This is a genomic window from Deltaproteobacteria bacterium, from assembly GCA_016219225.1.
Classification (GTDB): domain Bacteria; phylum Desulfobacterota; class RBG-13-43-22; order RBG-13-43-22; family RBG-13-43-22; genus RBG-13-43-22.
The window spans coordinates 14,026-31,176 of sequence record JACRBX010000079.1; the positions used below are offsets into that span (position 1 = coordinate 14,026).

The following is a 17,151-nucleotide window of genomic DNA, read 5'->3' on the forward strand; positions in this document are numbered from 1 at the left end:
TTTACGAATCCCGAATTAATAACATTCATTCAAAAATATTACAAAAAGGAGGGCTTTTAAGATGAAGAATCATGGAGTAAAATTTTTTCTTACCGTGGTGTTGTTGGTTTGTTTCGCTGTTCCGGCTTTTCCCGCAGAACCGGTGTTCAAGTTGAAGTATGCCAGTTTTATGCCGCCCACCCATCCCATCGCCCAATTGTCCGATCAATGGTGCAAAGAGCTGGAAAAGAGGACCAACGGCCGGATCAAGACCTCTTTTTTCCCGGCCGGCACCCTGGTCACCGCCAATCAAACCTATGATGGGGTCGTTAAAGGCATCGTCGATATCGGTTGGAGCATCATGACCTACACGCCGGGCCGGATGCCCCTTTCCGAGGTTATCGTCCTTCCCCTGGGATACAAAACCGGGGGCCAGGCCACCAGGATGGCCAATGCCTTCTATCAAAAATTCAAACCAAAGGAATATGACGACGTAAAAGTCTTCTATCTCCACGCCCACGGGCCGGGGGCCTTCCATACCAAAGCGCCGGTCAACAAAATCGAAGACCTGAAGGGCTTAAGGATCAAGAGCGATGCCAACACCTCCAAGGTAGTCACCGCGGCCGGGGCCACCCCCACCACCATGCCCATGCTGGAGACCTACGATGCCCTGAAGCGCGGCCTGGCCGACGGGGTACTCCTCCCCATAGAAACTTTAAAGGGCTGGAAGTTCGGAGAAGTCTGTAAATACTCCTATATCAATCACGGGGCCTCTTATAGTAACGGCTTCTTCATTGCCATGAACAAGGAGAAATGGAACGCGCTGCCCAAGGACATTCAGCAGATCATCGACAAACTCAATGAAGAGTGGTTTGAGAAACAGGCCAACTTGTGGACCTGGGTGGATGAAGACGGGCTGGAGTTTGCCAAAAAGACCGGCCAGAAACTTACCTATGCCGGCCCGGCCGAAGAGGCCAAGATGCATGAGAGGATGAAGCCTCTGCTCGATGCCTATGTGAAGAGCATGAAGGAAAAAGGTCTGCCCGGTGAAGAGGCCCTCAAATTCTGCCTGGATTATTTAAAGACGGCCCCGGCCAAGTAAAAAGTCTACAACCGATCCGGGGTGGGTTTTCCCGCCCCGGATCAACCCTACTGCCCGAAGGAGAAATCCATGGATACCTGGTTGGCCATAGAACGAAGGATGTGCCGCTTTCTTCTGCTGATCGCAGGGGTGACCCTGGCCTTCATGCTCATCTTCACCCTGACCGATGTGGTCTTGAGGGCCTTTGGGAAGCCGATCGCCGGAGATTACGAGGTGATATCCTTTTTGGGCGCCGTAGTCGTCGGCTTTTCCATCCCTTACACCTCCTTACAAAAAGGGCACGTCTACGTGGATTTTTTGCTGGAGAAGATTTCCGTTAAGGCGGGAAATATCCTGCGGGTCATCACGCGCCTTCTGGCGATAGCACTCTTTCTCTGGATGGGCTGGAATTTCATCGTTATGAGTCTTGACCTTATCAAATCCAAGGAAGTCACGCCCATGTTCCGGTGGCCCTACTATCCGATTTCTCTCGGACTGGCCTTCGTCTGTCTGATCCAGTGCGTCACCCTTCTTTCCCAGATCATGGAGATCGCAGGAGGCCGTCATGAGTGAAATTTCCATCGGATTAATCGGCATTGCTGTTTTGATGTTGATGTTTTTGACCGGTATCGAACTGGGATACTGCATGGCCATTATCGGCTTTATGGGGCTGGCCTATCTGGGTTCGTTCATGGCCGCCTCCAACCAACTGGTCAAGGACTTTTTCGACACCTTCACCTCCTACGGCTTTACGGTCATCCCCCTTTTCGTACTCATGGGGCAGGTGGCCTCCAATTCGGATATTGCCAGGAAACTTTATAATTCGGCTGAAAAATTCGTGGGCCATATCCCCGGCGGTCTGGCCATGACCACCGTGGTCGGCGCCACGCTTTTCAAGGCCATGTGCGGCTCCACCCTGGCCACCTGTGCCACTTTTGCGGGCATCGCCATCCCCGAAATGACCCGGCTGGGCTACAGCAAGAAGCTTTCCACCGGGGTGGTCGCCTCGGTCGGCACCCTCGGGATGCTGATTCCTCCCAGCGTTCCGCTGATGATCTTCGGTATTGTCACGGAACAATCCATCGGCAAGCTTTTTTTAGCCGGCGTCATTCCCGGACTGCTGATCGCCCTGTTCTTCATATTCGTTATTGTCGGCTGGGTCAAAATCGATCCATCCGTTGCCCAACGGGCACCGCGGTCGAGCTGGAAGGGAAGGATGAAATCCTCTCCGGAATTCCTGTGGGTCGGGATTATCTTCTTCGTGGTCATCGGCGGGCTCATGAAAGGCTGGTTCTCCCCCACGGAGGCCGGAAGCATCGGGACCGGGGCGGTACTGATATTGGCCTACATCAAAAGGGTCTTCCCCTTCGGGAAACTGATCAAGGCCTTCGAGGAATCTCTTCGAACGGCCTGTATGGTGCTGGTTCTGATCGCCGGTTCGGTCGTCTTCGGCCATTTTCTGACCGTAACCGAGATTCCCAAGCTGACGGCCGATTGGGTAAGCGGTCTGCCTCTGAACCGGAACCTCATCATGATCCTGATCATCTTCATCTATCTGATCGGCGGTTCTTTCATAGATGACCTGGCCTTCATGATCCTGGCCACCCCGATTTTTTTCCCGGCCGTCATCAAGCTGGGCTTTGACCCGATCTGGTTCGGTATCATGATCGGCATTACCCTCATGATCGGCGTCATCATACCGCCGGTGGCCATCTCCGTTTTCATCGTCAAGAATATAACCGGCGAACCGTTTAAGGTAATCTATTCCGGAGTCTATCCCTTTCTCCTGAGTCTCCTGGCCTGCGCGACTCTCCTTTTCCTGTTCCCGGAGATCGCAACCTTTTTGCCCAATACGATCCAGTGACGGGATTTGATTTAATCAGGACTCAGATTTTCGCCGATAGCCGCAGATAACTATTCTGAAAATTGATCTCTCTCAATTTTACAGGCGATCCTTTATGACTCTGCCTCTATAACATTTTCTGTCTCCCCCAATACAAACCCTATTTTTTAAATCCGATTAAGGCTATACTGGAAGGGTATTCCGCTTCGCCTCTGGTAATGGAGAATCCCCTTGTTTAAAATAAAGCCTCAAGATATTCCCCGGCCCGTCCTGATACCCATCATTTTGATCCTTTTTTTAGGTCTCTCAATAGCTCACGCCCAGGAAGAGGGGGTGCCCTTTGAGATTATCGTCAAGGGGCTGGAGGGGGATGCCCTGAAAAACGTCGAGTTAGCCCTGACCCCTCCGGAAGGGATGATTAAGGGAAATGAGGTCGATAGACTGTTACTGGCCCTTTTTGAACAAGAAGCCCCGCAAAAAATCCGAGAGGCCCTGGAACCTTTCGGCTATTACCAGGCCCAAATCCAAACCTCCCTGGAAAGGCCGGCGAACCGGTGGCGATTGCTGGTCACCATCAACCCCGGCCGGCCGGTACGTATCTCTTCGCTTAAAATTGATCTCAACGGCCCGGGGGCCCGGGATGAAAAACTCCGCCGGGGGCTCCCCGAATTCCCGCTCAAAGAAGGCGATATCCTTCGACAAGACCGCTATGAAGAAGCCAAGAAGGCCCTCAGAGATAACGCCCTGGAGGGCGGTTATCTCCAGGCGGACTACGCTGTTCACCTCATCCGGTTGTCTTTAAAAGAGCATGCCGCCCAAATCGAATTAGTCCTGGAGACCGGCCCCCGCTTCTATTTCGGTGATATCCTTTTTGCCCCTCCTTTAAGCTATCCGGAATCCTTTCTGAGACGGTATCTGACTTTTAAAACGGGAAGGGGTTTTTCAGCCCGGAGACTGGACGAAACCCGGTTAAACTTTACCAACTCCGATCGATTCCGGGAAGCCATTGTCGAGGCCAATCCAGAAGAAGCCAGGGATTATCATGTCCCGGTCCGAATCCGTTTAACCCCTTCCAAACCCAAACGGTTTAAAATCGGTGTTGCTTACGAAACGGACACCGGGCCGGGGTTGATCACCCGCTATCAGGACCTGAATTTCTACCATCAGGGACACGAATTAAACACCGAACTGCGCCTCTCAGAAGGGTTTCAGGGATTGGCCGTCAATTACATCCTGCCAGGGACCGGAAACTTAGATAATAAAACAACCTTAAGAGCCGGCTTTAAAAGGGAAATCACCGATACCTACGACAGCCGATCCCTGTTTTCCCAATACGAATATGAACACAGTTTCGGCCGGGGCCGTTTGGGTGCCGGCACCCTTCGGTTGCTTCAGGAGGATTATTCGATCGTCAGTCAACAAGGTCTGTCTACTATGGTCATACCAGGGGCCCGTTTTGGACAGCGCCGTTATGATAACCCGGTGCGTCCCACCCGGGGGTACCGGTATACCCTTGAAACCAGAGGGAGTGTCCCTTCCCTGGGATCAGACGGCTCCTTTCTGCAATTCCTGCTCCAGGGGGATTCTCTGATTCCCCTGGGAGAAGGGTTTTCCCTTCTGCTCCGCGGCCAGGGTGGCACGACCTGGCAGAATGAACCCCTGGTAAACCTTCCTCCCAGCATCCGCTTTTTCGCCGGGGGAGACCAAAGCGTCCGGGGATACGGGTATCAGTCTCTGGGTCCTAAAGAACCTTCCGGCAAGGTAATCGGGGGCCGGCATCTCATCGTAGGCAGCCTGGAAATCGAAAAAGCCTTCTCCCCGGTCTGGGGTCTGGCGGCCTTTTACGATGTAGGTAATGCCTTTGATCAATTCCACCAGGTGGAGCTGAAACAGGGTGCCGGCCTGGGAATCCGTTTTTACACCCCGGTAGGGCCTGTCCGGATCGATCTCGCCCGCCAGATAGAGGAAACTAGTCCCCAGTACCGCATCCATCTTTCCATGGGGTTCGGATTATGAAGCGATGGATGTTAATCCTGTCGATCCTGGTTTTGATCCTGGGCCTTGCATCCTGGGGAATTTATCGTCTGACCTGGACCCCTGAAGGCCTCCGCTGGATCTTCAAAACCGCTTCCCGATATTCCTCACTCACCTGCTCGGCCGAAAAGATCAGCGGCCGGATGGCCGGCCGTCTTGAATTGGAGGGGTTGGAGATCGCCTGGCCTGAAGGTCGAATTCGGATCCGAAGGCTGCAAACCTTATTTGCCCCCTGGTTCCTCTTAAGGGGTCAGATGGTTTTTAGACAGATTAATGTCCATCAAATAGTCCTGGAAGATAATCGTGTTAAAAAGGAGCCCCTCAGCCTGACCCTCCCAAAAATCAATGTTTTTCTGGCCAGGGCCGGGATAGAGGTCCATTCTTTTCGCTTGGAGGCATTCACCTTCCGGCACATCGATGATGCTCCCCTGGTCATAAAAAGCATGGCCGGCCGCCTCTCCTTTCATCATGGGATACTGGCCATCAACCCTTTTTCCCTGGAAGGGGATCAAGGAGGTATTCAAGGAAGCCTGGGCTTGAATTTTTTCCTGCCCGGACTTCGGCTGGATCTTCAATGGAACCCCGCCAAACCCTTTCAGGGAATGGATCACCTGACCATCCAGGCCCGATTGACCAGTGGAAAGGGGCCGGAGCAGATAGCCGGTCCGGTATCCATCAAAAGTCGGTCAGGCCCCCTTGAACGGATTATTGCCCAAACCGAAATGGGCGTCTCTCCCCACCGCATCCATTTCCGGAAGGCCGAAATCCGGGAAAAGGGCCGGAAGGGGTTGGTCAAGGGACAAGGGGAAGTTGTATTTGACAAGGCCGGTCCGGCCATCCAGGCCCTTTTAACTTTGGAGGCGCTGGACCTTTCCGGAGAATTATCAACGGCCTCCAGTCTGTCTGGTCCTTTACAGCTTGAAGGGCGACTGAATACCTACCGGGGCACATTTGATTTAAAAAACGGGGCTGCCCCATCCTGGCAGGCCTTTCGTCTCATCGGATCTTTTCAAGGAAATCTGTCCGGGCTGGAGGTCCGGCTGGATCGGGGTGAATGGCTTAAAGGTTTACTTGATGGTCTGGTCGAAATAGGTTGGAATAAGGAAATTTCCCTTTCCGGATCGATCAGGGGCCGGCAATTGAACCCCGAAGGGTTCCATCCCCGCTGGAGAGGCCAGATCAATCTTAATGCTCAGGGCAGGTTCCTCCGGTCGGCCTCAAAGGGGAATCAGGGGAGCCTGATGGTCCACTTACTGGAAAGCCGGTTTCAGGGAAAGGCCCTCCAAGGGGAACTCAAGGTCCGGATGGAGAAGGATGCCTTACGGATCGACCGGGCCGATATAGTTGGACGAGGGTTCAGGTTTACCGGGCACGGGGATTTATTCAATCGTCTGGATTTTGAAGCCCTGGTAAGCGACCTGTCGATCCTGGCGCCGGACAGCCGGGGCTCTGCCTCTGCCAGGGGCTGGGCCAGGTGGAGGCAGGGACGGGTCGGAGGTGGGCTGACCCTGGAAGGAAAGGAAATATCCTGGGCCGGAGCCGAAATCCATGGGCTCCACCTGAAAGCGGCCCTGGACCAGGAGAAACCGGGAACGGCTATTGATTTAAAGGCCAGTATTCGAAAAGGGGTTTACCGTTCTTTTACAGCAAATCTCATTTCCGGGGAGGCCCGAGGGACTTTTACCCAACAGAAGGTCACCCTTGCCGTCCAAGGCCCGCAAGGGGCGATTCAGGCCGGTCTTGAAGGGGCCTTTCAGGAAAAACTATGGAAGGGAACGCTGGTTTCGTTTTCCGGGAGTTCGGTCCGGGAAGGGACCTTCAGGCTTCAATCCCCGGCCGTCCTTCAGATCGGTCTTGATCAATTTAAACTTTCCCCATGCATTTTAACCGGCACACCGGGGGAGAGTCTCAAGCTTTCGACCGACCTGGGTCTGAATCCCCTTACAGGCTTTCTGAATATGGAGTGGCAGCAGATAGAACTATCCAGAATAGGATCCTATTTAAGGCAGGCCCAGATCAAAGGTCGAACTACAGGATGGATTAAAACGAAAATTTCAGACCATGATCGGCTGGATCTGCAGGCCCGGGCTGACTTGATAGGCACCTTCTCGGCAGGCGGTCGCCAGATAACCCTGTCCCGGGCCGAACTGCGTTGGGATTGGGACGGCTTTGGACTGCGCTCTTCCTGGGACTTGAAAACAACCCAGGGGGCCAGACTTTGGGGCCAAGCCGCCTCGGAGGAAAAGGGCCGCCCGGCCTGGCCGGAGCGGGTAAAATGGACCGCCCGCTGGGAAGGGCTGGATATCAACCTGTTAAAACCGGAAATGCCTCCCGGCCTCCGGGTGGAGGGCAAGATCATGGGACAGGTTAACGGGGAATGGACAGCGGGTCCCCGGTTTCATCTGAAAGGCGGTATCCAGTTTGCCGGAGGGTCGCTGGCCTGGAAGGATGAAGGGGCCTCCTTTAAGGCCCGGATTAAAAAGGCGGATGTCGGCCTTGACTGGGCCGAAGACCGCCTGAAGGGGAATCTGGCCGTGGAGCTGGAAGACTACGGAAAGATCCGGGGTGACTTCCGCCTGCCCATCCCGGCCCGATTTCCCGTAACCTGGCAGTCCGCCGGTCCTTTGGACCTGCAAATACAAGGAAACCTCCGGGAGCGGGGTATGCTTACCGCCCTGCTTCCCGATGCGGCCCTGTCCGGCCAGGGCCTGATCCAGGGCAATTTATCGGTTAAGGGCACCTGGGAAAATCCGGCCCTGAATGGAAATTTGGAACTGAGCGAGGCAGGGGCCGACATCAAACCCCTTGGTATTCAGGTCCGGGAGATAAGCGCCAAAGGGACCTTTAACCAGGATCAGATCACTATAACCGATCTTAAGATGCGCTCCGGAACGGGAACACTGAACGGCAGGGCCATCCTCTGGATAAAGGATTGGAAAGTCGCCAGACTGCAGGGCAAGATCTTCGGCGATCATTTTCAATTTATTAACCGGCCCGGTCTGGAGGCCCAGGGCAGCCCCGATCTTGATTTTTCGGGCACACCCGGCCAATTGGTAGTCAGCGGGGTTTTGGCGATCCCTGAGGCCCTGATCTCGGGCGGACAACCCGAAGGGTTCAAACGGGCCAGTCCCGACGTCCAGGTCGTCGATGCCCCGGTCCGATCCCGGAAGGAAAGGGTTTTCCCTGTCCAGGGGGAGATCCGCCTCCTCCTGGGGCAAAAGGTCCGGTTGAAGGCCGAAGGGCTTGAAGGACTTCTTCGGGGAAATTTAACCGTGCCGTTTAAAAATAGCAAAGATCTTAAGGCCTTCGGAGAAATAGAGGTCGTGCAAGGCAATTATCTTCTGCAAGGGCAAAAACTCAACGTCACCCGGGGACGTTTTTCTTTTAACGGGCCTCCGGATAACCCAGCCCTCGATTTACTGGCCTTGCGCACCATCCGCAGTCGCCAGCGACTGGAAGACTGGGTGGATGAAGTCAAGGCCGGAATTGCAGTGACCGGCAGGCTGCAATCCCCTCGAACAAAACTCTATTCCCAACCTCCCCTGCCGGATTCGGATATTTTATCTTATATTTTGTTCGGTGAGCCCTTAAAACAGGGTACGGGCCAACAGGATCTGGCTTTATTGGGCAAGGCGGCTAAGACCCTTTTAGGTGGGCGGATGCAGGGCCAGTTGATCGGCAGATTGGACCTGGACACCCTTGAGGTCCGAACCGATAATAACGATCTTTCCCGTTCCGTGGTTACGGTTGGAAAGTATCTGGATCCCCGGCTTTTTCTCGGCCTGGGGGGATCAGTGTTCAGCAATAGTTACCAGGTCATCCTGCGCTATACCCTCACACCGCATTTGGAGATTGAAACCAAAGGTGGCACCCCGAGCGGTGGAGGGATTTATTTCAAGGTGGATTTTGAATAAAAGGCACGGCTGGTTTGGACGCAGATTTTCGCAATTTGATGAAATCGCAAAAAATCCGGGAGACCCCAATTACGTCATTCCTCGTAAAGCTTGTCCCGAATGTCTTAATCGGGGAACGGGAATCCAGTGTTTATATATGGTTACTCCTGGCCTGGATTCCCGCCTGCGCGGGACTGACGGGTTTTTACATGGTCATCAAATTTAAAATCCTGGCAATCTGCACGATCGGCTCTCTGCCGATCCGAGTTCACCACGATCGGCTCTCTGCCGATCCGAGTTCATCTGCGTCCAAACCTAAATTCTCTCAGGATTCCTTCCAGACCGGCTTTCTCTTTTCCAAAAAGGCCCTTAACCCTTCTTCCGCATCCTTGGTTTTCATCAATTCCTTTAGATAAATTTTTTCGATCTCCTTCAACCCCTGGGCCGCAGGGTCCATCAAGCCGGCATTAAAGGCCTTTTTAGTCAAGGCCAGGACTAGACCGCTCAAGGGCAAGTACTTGCCGCAGAATTTTGCCAGTTCTTCCTCCAGGCTTTCAGGAGGGACCACTTTATTAATCATTCCCAGCGACAGGGCCTCCTGGGCATTGAACGTTTCTCCGGACAGGACCAGTTCCAGGGCCTTTTTCCTGCCGGTAATCCTGGGAAAGATCAAAGCGGCAATGGGCGGAAAAACCCCTACCTGGATTTCAGGCTGGCCGAATTTGGCCTTTTCCGAGGCCAGGACCAGATCGCAGTACAGGGCCAGTTCACAGCCCCCTCCCAGGGCCGCACCCTGGATTGAGGCGATAGAGAGGGCTGGCAGGGCGTCCATACGCCTGAAGATCCCGTGAAAGACCTCGATCATCTCTTCCACCTGGTCCCCGAGATGTTCCGCTACATCCACCCCGGCCGAGAAGGCCTTGCCCTTGGCCTTAAAAAGGAGGAGTTTGATCTTCTCTTCCTTCAGGGAATCCAGGGCCTGATTGATCTCTTTCATCATGGCGATATTGAGTACATTAAGGGGTTCCCGGTTCAGGGTTATAATCCCCATTCCTTCTGTGACTTCCATTTGAATATGCTGGTAATTCATCGGTCCTCCTTAAAGAATAACATTAGATTTTTTCTCTTATTTCTTTTTCTTCCATAAAAAAGCTTCAATAAACGGGTCAATCCCCCCATCCAGGACTTCATCGACATTGCCGATATCCAGTTGGGTCCGGTGGTCTTTCACCAGGCGATAAGGGGCCAGGGTGTAGGAACGGATCTGGCTTCCCCAGGCGATGTCGGCCTGGCCTTCATGGATCTCCTTCTTTTTTTCTTCCTTCTTTTCCAATTCCAATTCATAGAGTCTGGATTTCAAGACCTTGAATGCCATATCCTTGTTGCGGTGCTGGGATTTCTCATTCTGGCATTGGACGACAATACCCGTAGGCAGGTGGGTCAAACGGATAGCTGAACTGGTCTTGTTGACGTGTTGTCCCCCGGCTCCGCTGGCCCGAAAGGTGTCGACCCGGACTTCGGCCTCATTAATATCGATCTGGATGTCATCTTCCACCTCCGGGTAAACAAAGACTGAGGCGAAAGAGGTGTGTCTCCTGCCCCCGGCATCAAAAGGAGAGATGCGCACCAGACGGTGAATACCGGTTTCGGAGCGCAAGTATCCATAGGCGTATTTCCCCTCGATGGTGAAGGTCACGCTTTTGATCCCTGCCTCGTCGCCGGGTAACTGATCGATAATTTCGGTCTTAAACCCCCGGCGTTCACTCCAGCGCAGATACATACGGAGCAGCATCTCGGCCCAGTCCTGGGCTTCGGTGCCGCCGGCACCGGCGTGGATGGCCATGATGGCATTATTGACATCCTCTTCTCCGGAAAGAAGTTTATTGAATTCCATCCGGGAGACCTGTTTATCCAGTTCCTTTAAGCGGGTTTCCACTTCGGCCAGAGTTTCCTGGTCCCCTTCGGCCGAAGCCAGATCGTACAGGATTTCGGCTTCCTCCAATTGGGTTTGGGTTTGTTCCCACTCGGAAACGGCCTGACTGAGTTTTCCCCTTTCTTTCAGGACGGTCTTGGCCTGATCCTGGTTATCCCAAAAGGCATTCTGGGCCGTCATCTTTTCCAGGACGGTCAGGCGTTCTTTTTTGGTGGTCAGGTCAAAGATAGTCGCCTAATTTAATCAATTTATCTTTAATACGACTTATTTCTTCAATCATAGTCTTACTCCCCTTTTAGTCTTTACTAATCTTAAAGTGATTCCCAAGAGAAAAATAAGGCCGCAAAAAACAATGATCAAGTCGCCATGGCGGGCATAAAAAGTCTTATCTTCTCTAAGAGGGATTGTAGCATAAATTCCCCCGGTTTCAAACAAAGGAAATCGTTCGGTGATCCGGCCCGTGGAATCGATGATGGCGCTGAAACCCGTATTGGCGGCCCGAGCCACCCAGACCCTGTTTTCTATAGCCCGGAAAGTAAGCATGGACAGGTGCTGGTAGGGAGCGGAGGTCTTCCCGAACCAGGCGTCATTGGTCATGTTGACCAGAAGCCGGCATCCTTCCCGGCTATAAGCCCGGCTCAATTCCGGGAAAATGGTTTCAAAACAGATTAGGACACCTACCTTCCCCTTTGGATGATCCAACCCGTTACTGCCAGGCCCTGGTTTAAAATCGCCTATGGCCTGGACCATTTTCCCGACAAAGGGCAACCATTTCTTTAAAGGGACATATTCTCCAAAAGGGACCAGATGGACTTTATCATAGAAACTCATCCGTCCTTCCGGACTCAAAAGATAAGCCCGGTTAAAAAATTGAAGCTCCCTGCCCTGATGGCTTGCGGCTGGGCTCCCGAAGAGGAGATGGCTTCCGGTCCGTTGGGTCAACTGGAACATCTGGGGAGTCAAACGGTTTTCGCTTAAAAAATAAAATGGCACGGCTGTTTCCGGCCAGATAATCAGATCAGCGGCTTCAGCCCCATATTTTAAAGTTAGGTCCTTATAAAGATTAATGGTTTTTTCCTGAAAGGCCGGATTCCATTTCAAGGACTGATCGATATTCCCCTGGATGACAGCCACTTTCAGAGAAGGGACCTGTTGGTCCCTTTGTTTCTGTTTTGACAAGGTCTGGTAGCCGAAAAGGATGGTTAGAAAAACCAGGAAAGCGGTGAAGGCCCCTGCCTGCCATTTTCGGGACCTTTTTTTTAAAGGGCCATGGGCCAGGAAAAGCTGAAACAGGGTCTGATTAACCAGGACGATCAGGAAAGAAACCCCCCAAACCCCGGTTATTTCCGCTATCTGGACCACCGGCAAATAGTTATACTGGGAATATCCCAATAATTCCCAGGGAAACCCGGTTAAAAGATAAGCCCGCAAAAATTCCAATCCCACCCAGATCGAAGGGGCCCACAGTAAAGAGAAAAGCCCTTCGGAAGGCAATAAACCCCAAAGCCAGGCAAAGGCCCCGGTGTAAAGGGCCAAATAAAAGACCATCAGCAGGAGGATGGAATAGCTGGTTACGGTGTCCAGACCCCCATAATAGTGCATGGAATGGGTTACCCAATAAAAAACCCCCAGGCTATAAGCAACACCGAAAAGGTATCCCAATCGGAATCTTTTCCCGGCCGGTTGACCCTCTATTGATTTTAATAATGGCAGGAATGCACCCCAGGCCAGGATGGACCAGGAGATCTTGGGAAAAGAAAGAAAAACCAGGAGGGCACTGGCCAGGATTAAAAAATATTCTTCAAGCTGCTTTTTTTTGAAAGGAAGCCCCATTAAGCTGATTGGTCCGTCGGATTCTAAATTGAGCCTGGCCATAAGTCCTTTTCCTTAACACAACTTGAAGTTCAGGGAAAGGAAAAGTTATTCTTACCGATTGAATTAGGACGGTAATTTTTGAAGACCGGTTATTTCAGCGGCTTGAGAAGGTGGTGAAGGAAAAAACCTTTATTAGCTGGTCCGGTCTTTTTGATAATAGGCAATATAGCGAAAGACCCGCTTGAGATATTTTTTGGTATCTTTAAATGGGGGAACGCCGTTGTGGCGATAGACCTGGGTAGGACCGGCATTGTAGGCGGCCAGGGCCAATTTCTGATCTCCTTCAAAGGCATCCAATAAATCTTTGAGATACCGTACGCCGCCATCAATATTATACTTGGGATTAAAGGGGTCCTTAATCCCTAATTCCCTGGCCGTATTGGGATCTAATTGCATTAAACCCATGGCCCCCTTAGGGGAAACAGCCTGGGGGTCGAATTGGGATTCGGCATGGATTACGGCCTTGACCAAGGCAGGGTCCAGGGAGTGTTTGCGACAGGCGGCCTTGATCCAGTGGTCGTAGGTGGAGACCGAAGATTCTAATTCTTCAGGGCTCAGGGTTAAATGGGCAAAGTTTTTTCCGGGGAGGGTGATGGACAGGTCAATCCGATTGATAAACAGGGTTGGCTCGGACAGGGCCGGGGCCGTCAACAAAAAATAAAATCCATTTACGCTTAACAAAGTGATAAGAACCAAACCAACCGATATTTTTTTTATATGAAGTTGTTGCATAGATATCACCTTTATTCTTTACAGGTCCGTTGATAGTCCCCTGGATTAAAAAAGGGAACCCGTTGAACTGGATTAAAAGCGTGAGCATCCCCCTTAAAAAGGTGAGCATCGCTGAAGGTTTTCCCCAGGTGGTCTTCATAATCCAGTCCCCAAATATTTATTTTATGGCTTTACTTATAACAGAAAAAAAACTTTTGTCAACTATTTTAAATATCTCGTTAAAACGATATTCTTAAAAATTTGTTTAATTTCAATATATTATACAAAAACAGGTATTTATTTGAGAAAGATCGATTTGGGGTGGCCTCGAAGGCAAAAAGATGGTAAATTCAATAGGATATTTTATCCTTTGAACAACCCCGAAAAAAGAAAGGGTGGCCATGACCGCCGTACCATTTACCGTTATCGGGATCGACCTGGGGGGTACCCGGATAAAAGCTGGACTGGTCGATACCGGGGGGACGATCCACTTTTTAAAAAATTATGCTACCGATGTTGAATTCGGTAAGGAACAGGTAGTAAAAAAGATCGTCAGGATCATCAAACACCTCATCAAAACAGCCAATGAAAAAGGAGCTTTTCCCAAATTAATCGGTTTGGGGGCACCGGGTTCCATCAACCGGGAAGAAGGCATCGTCCGCATCTCACCGAACTTACCTGACTGGAAAGATGTTCCCCTGGCCCGCATTATTTCTAAAGAGACGGGGCTTCCGACTTTCATCGATAATGATGCCCAGGTCGTTACCATTGGCGAAAAATGGGTCGGGGCCGGAAGGGACATGAATGATTTTGTCTGTTTAACCCTGGGGACGGGCGTGGGAAGCGGACTTTTCCTCAACGGGCGGCCCTGGTTCGGAGGACAGGGAATGGGGTCGGAATTGGGCCATATAACCATTCAGCCCTGGGGAAAACGATGCCGTTGCGGCAATCGGGGTTGCCTGGAGACCCTGGCCTCAGCCCCTTATCTGGTTCAAAAAGCCCAAAAAGGTCTGGATAAAAAAATTCCCACTTTGCTTACCGAAGCCCTCGTTAAAAAATCAACCCCCCTGTCGGCCAGGCTCCTCTATGAAACAGCCCGGAAAGGAGATCCTTTCTGTATCTCCCTCTATGCGGAATTGGGAAAATTTCTTGGAATTGCCCTGGCCAACATTGTCCATATACTGGGCATAGAAGGCGTTGTTTTGGGGGGTGGTGTCAGCAAGGCGTCCACAATTTTCTTGCCATATCTTGAAAAAGAATTTAAAAAACGATTAACTATGGTTCCTGCGGATAAGGTAACGATTCGTGTTTCGTTTTTAAGAGAAAAAAGCGGCATCCTGGGGGCCGCTAAAATGGCAATGGAAAGAGATGAAGGACACCCAAGGCTCCAGGCTAAGGGCTATAGGCAATAGGCGTGGGGCAATTAAAAACGATTTTATGGTTTTTCTTCGCCTTTAGCCTATAGCCCATAGCCTGGATCCTGTATTTGTCTTTTTTCGAACTAAAGCACTGGAAAGGATATTATGGTCAGAAAGAAAAAGATCAGCACAAAAGAAATGCTAAAAAGGCCCGATGAATTCCTCACCCTCTCCACCCGGACGCTGAATTGGGTGAAAGATAATTATCAGAAAGCAATCTGGGTGGGCTCAGGAATCGTTTTCCTGTTGATTCTTTATTTTGGATATTCAGCTTATCAAAACAGGCAGGAAAAACTGGCCCATGAAAAATATTTTTTAAGCCAGGAGTTGACCGATCCGGATCAGAAAATAAAACAAATGGAGGGAATTACCAAGGACTACCCCAGGACCAAGGCGGCCTACACCTCCTGGGTGACCTTGGGACATCTCTATTATCAGAAAAAAGACTTTCCCCGGGCTGTTTCTGCCTATCAAATGGCCCTAAGCAAAGGGAAATTTCCCCCTGCCATCAAAACCCTGATCTTAGAGAACCTCGCTTATACCTTAGAGCAAAAAGGCGATTTACCCCAGGCGGCTAAAACTTTTTCGGAGATCGCCCAGGGAAAAGAAAATTTATTAAAAGAAGACGCCCTGTTAAGTCAGGCCAGGATTTTTCAGAAAATGGGAAAACATCAGGAGGTCAAAGCCAGCTACCAAGCCTTTCTAAAATCCTTTCCCAAATCGGTTTATGCCCCGATGGTTAAAGACCGTTTGGCCCGGTTGTGAGGTTCGTTACCTGCTGGATTCTGAATGTCTGATAAAAATACAGATAAAAGCTTCAAATTTTTCAAAAGGCAATCGGGTTACTTATTTTCTTATTTTTTCACTTGACATGGGGTACCGGAAAAGATAGCGTAGCTACAATATAACTACATTTTATCAACTCAAAATTGATGATCCTATAAAAAGTGCGGAAGAGCTCATTTTCGTCATTCCCGTGGAAACGGGAATCCAGTGTTATTAATAAGTTATGATTAGCCTGGATTACCGCCTGCGCGGGAATGACGGGTTTTTTTACATAGCCATCAAAATTGATGGATTCGCAAAAATCGCTGAAACCCGCGTTGTGTCAATCCCATGAAAACGGGTCCCGCCCTTGGCAGGGTTAACTATTTTGGCAGAGATGGGAAAGGGCGCTCATTAGCATTTTCAACCGAAGGAGTGAAGTTATGCATGAGTTATTAAAAGGAAAACCTGGAGAAAAACTGTTGTTGTTGGGTAATGAGGCCATTACCAGAGGGGCCATTGAGGCCGGGTTGGCTTTTGCCACCGCTTATCCGGGAACCCCCTCCTCTGAAGTGGCTTTGAACTTCTATCAAATCAAACAAGAATCGGATCTTTATTTCGAATACTCTACTAATGAGAAGGTCGCTCTGGAGGTGGCCTCCGGGGCGGCAGTCTCCGGGTTGAGGACCATGGTCACCATGAAACATGTGGGTCTGAACGTGGCTGCCGATCCTTTAATGACCTTGGCTTATACCGGGGTAACCGGCGGGATGGTCATTTTGACGGCCGACGACCCTTCTCTCTTTTCCAGCCAGAATGAACAGGACAACCGTTTCTATGCCCGGCTCTCCACCCTGCCCATGCTGGAACCGACGACGCCTCAGGAAGCCAAGGATATGACCCTGGCCGCCTTCGACCTTTCGGAAAAGCTGAAGTTGCCGGTCCTCTTACGGACCACTACCCGGATCAATCATTCCCGGGGTGTCGTCACTCTGGGGGAAATCAGACCTCGTCAGACCCAGGGGTCTTTTAAGAAAGATCCCTTCAGCTATGTGACGGTCCCGGCAGTCTCCCGAAACCTGCACGTAAAACTCCTGCAGAAATATGATCAGGCCCTGGAACTGGCAAATCAATCGGCCTTCAATGAAATTATCGGCTCCGGAAAATGGGGAATCATTACCCAGGGGGTAAGTTTCTGTTATGTCCAGGATGCTCTGGAGGATATGAAGGCCGGAGATTCTTTTTCCGTATTGAAGCTCGGTTTTTCTTATCCCTTTCCGACTCAATTGGCCCAAAAATTCCTCGACCAGGTGGACAAAGTCTTAGTCGTGGAGGAATTGGAACCCATTGTGGAAGGAGAGTTAAAGGCCCTGGCCCAGACTATGGGGCGGAATATCCCCATTCAGGGCAAAGGAATCGGCCGGCTTAACCGTCTTTTCGAATATGAACCGGCCCGGGTCCGCAGTTCCATTGCCGACTATTTCGGATTATCCTATCAAGGTCGGACCATGGTAGATCTTTCCAATATTCCCCCTCTGCCCGGTCGACCGCCCAACCTTTGCCCAGGGTGTCCCCATCGTTCCACCTATTACGCCGTTAAGAAAGTGGCTGGTGAAGAA

The 17,151-nt window shown here is 51.2% G+C and carries 12 protein-coding genes; 8 read left to right on the forward strand and 4 right to left on the reverse strand.

The window, feature by feature from the left end; translation table 11 throughout:
- Window positions 1–61: 61 nt before the first annotated feature.
- The 5 genes from HY879_06845 (at window position 62) to HY879_06865 (ending at window position 8,851) form a co-directional block, all read left to right on the forward strand.
- Window positions 62–1,081 carry a TRAP transporter substrate-binding protein gene (locus HY879_06845; protein ID MBI5603055.1) on the forward strand — a complete coding sequence of 340 codons (1,020 nt, stop codon included), beginning with the start codon at window positions 62–64 and terminating at the stop codon, window positions 1,079–1,081.
- A 69-nt stretch (window positions 1,082–1,150) separates the two neighbouring features.
- Complete coding sequence (locus HY879_06850) at window positions 1,151–1,633, forward strand: TRAP transporter small permease (protein ID MBI5603056.1); 483 nt, start codon at window positions 1,151–1,153, stop codon at window positions 1,631–1,633.
- A complete protein-coding gene (locus tag HY879_06855) occupies window positions 1,626–2,924 on the forward strand; it encodes a TRAP transporter large permease (protein ID MBI5603057.1) in 1,299 nt (432 codons plus the stop codon). The genes HY879_06850 and HY879_06855 overlap by 8 nt, the downstream gene beginning before the upstream one ends.
- Before the next feature lie 210 nt (window positions 2,925–3,134).
- Window positions 3,135–4,919, forward strand: coding sequence for an outer membrane protein assembly factor (locus tag HY879_06860; GenBank protein MBI5603058.1), 1,785 nt, complete (start codon window positions 3,135–3,137; stop codon window positions 4,917–4,919).
- On the forward strand, window positions 4,916–8,851 hold the full coding sequence (locus HY879_06865; protein MBI5603059.1) for a translocation/assembly module TamB domain-containing protein: 3,936 nt from the start codon (window positions 4,916–4,918) through the stop codon (window positions 8,849–8,851). The genes HY879_06860 and HY879_06865 overlap by 4 nt, the downstream gene beginning before the upstream one ends.
- 304 nt (window positions 8,852–9,155) lie before the next feature.
- Here HY879_06865 and HY879_06870 read toward each other — a convergent pair whose 3' ends face one another.
- The 4 genes from HY879_06870 to HY879_06885 form a co-directional block, all read right to left on the reverse strand.
- Complete coding sequence (locus tag HY879_06870; GenBank protein MBI5603060.1) at window positions 9,156–9,920, reverse strand: enoyl-CoA hydratase/isomerase family protein; 765 nt, start codon at window positions 9,918–9,920, stop codon at window positions 9,156–9,158.
- A gap of 36 nt (window positions 9,921–9,956) precedes the next feature.
- Window positions 9,957–10,991 (reverse strand): peptide chain release factor 2, encoded by a 1,035-nt coding sequence (gene prfB / locus HY879_06875; protein ID MBI5603061.1) that lies wholly within the window; start codon window positions 10,989–10,991, stop codon window positions 9,957–9,959.
- Window positions 10,992–11,039: 48 nt separating this feature from the next.
- Window positions 11,040–12,638 (reverse strand): apolipoprotein N-acyltransferase, encoded by a 1,599-nt coding sequence (lnt, locus tag HY879_06880; GenBank protein ID MBI5603062.1) that lies wholly within the window; start codon window positions 12,636–12,638, stop codon window positions 11,040–11,042.
- A gap of 132 nt (window positions 12,639–12,770) precedes the next feature.
- The gene (locus HY879_06885) at window positions 12,771–13,370 is read right to left on the reverse strand and encodes a lytic transglycosylase domain-containing protein (protein MBI5603063.1); all 600 of its coding nucleotides are present in this window, start codon (window positions 13,368–13,370) and stop codon (window positions 12,771–12,773) included.
- A 380-nt stretch (window positions 13,371–13,750) separates the two neighbouring features.
- Between HY879_06885 and HY879_06890 the strand changes: the two genes are divergently transcribed.
- The 3 genes from HY879_06890 to HY879_06900 form a co-directional block, all read left to right on the forward strand.
- Window positions 13,751–14,761 carry an ROK family protein gene (locus tag HY879_06890; protein MBI5603064.1) on the forward strand — a complete coding sequence of 337 codons (1,011 nt, stop codon included), beginning with the start codon at window positions 13,751–13,753 and terminating at the stop codon, window positions 14,759–14,761.
- Window positions 14,762–14,872: 111 nt separating this feature from the next.
- On the forward strand, window positions 14,873–15,532 hold the full coding sequence (locus HY879_06895; GenBank protein MBI5603065.1) for a tetratricopeptide repeat protein: 660 nt from the start codon (window positions 14,873–14,875) through the stop codon (window positions 15,530–15,532).
- Between the two features lie 443 nt (window positions 15,533–15,975).
- Window positions 15,976–17,151: indolepyruvate ferredoxin oxidoreductase subunit alpha (locus HY879_06900; GenBank protein ID MBI5603066.1), on the forward strand; the 1,176-nt coding region annotated here is incomplete at its 3' end.

Coding starts and splice junctions, on each gene's coding strand:
- HY879_06895 (MBI5603065.1), top strand. CDS start 14,873: ATGGTCAGAAAGAAAAAGATCAGCACAAAAGAAATGCTAAAAAGGCCC.
- HY879_06870 (MBI5603060.1), bottom strand. CDS start 9,920: ATGAATTACCAGCATATTCAAATGGAAGTCACAGAAGGAATGGGGATT.
- lnt (MBI5603062.1), bottom strand. CDS start 12,638: ATGGCCAGGCTCAATTTAGAATCCGACGGACCAATCAGCTTAATGGGG.
- HY879_06845 (MBI5603055.1), top strand. CDS start 62: ATGAAGAATCATGGAGTAAAATTTTTTCTTACCGTGGTGTTGTTGGTT.
- HY879_06850 (MBI5603056.1), top strand. CDS start 1,151: ATGGATACCTGGTTGGCCATAGAACGAAGGATGTGCCGCTTTCTTCTG.
- HY879_06885 (MBI5603063.1), bottom strand. CDS start 13,370: ATGCAACAACTTCATATAAAAAAAATATCGGTTGGTTTGGTTCTTATC.
- HY879_06865 (MBI5603059.1), top strand. CDS start 4,916: ATGAAGCGATGGATGTTAATCCTGTCGATCCTGGTTTTGATCCTGGGC.
- HY879_06890 (MBI5603064.1), top strand. CDS start 13,751: ATGACCGCCGTACCATTTACCGTTATCGGGATCGACCTGGGGGGTACC.
- HY879_06855 (MBI5603057.1), top strand. CDS start 1,626: ATGAGTGAAATTTCCATCGGATTAATCGGCATTGCTGTTTTGATGTTG.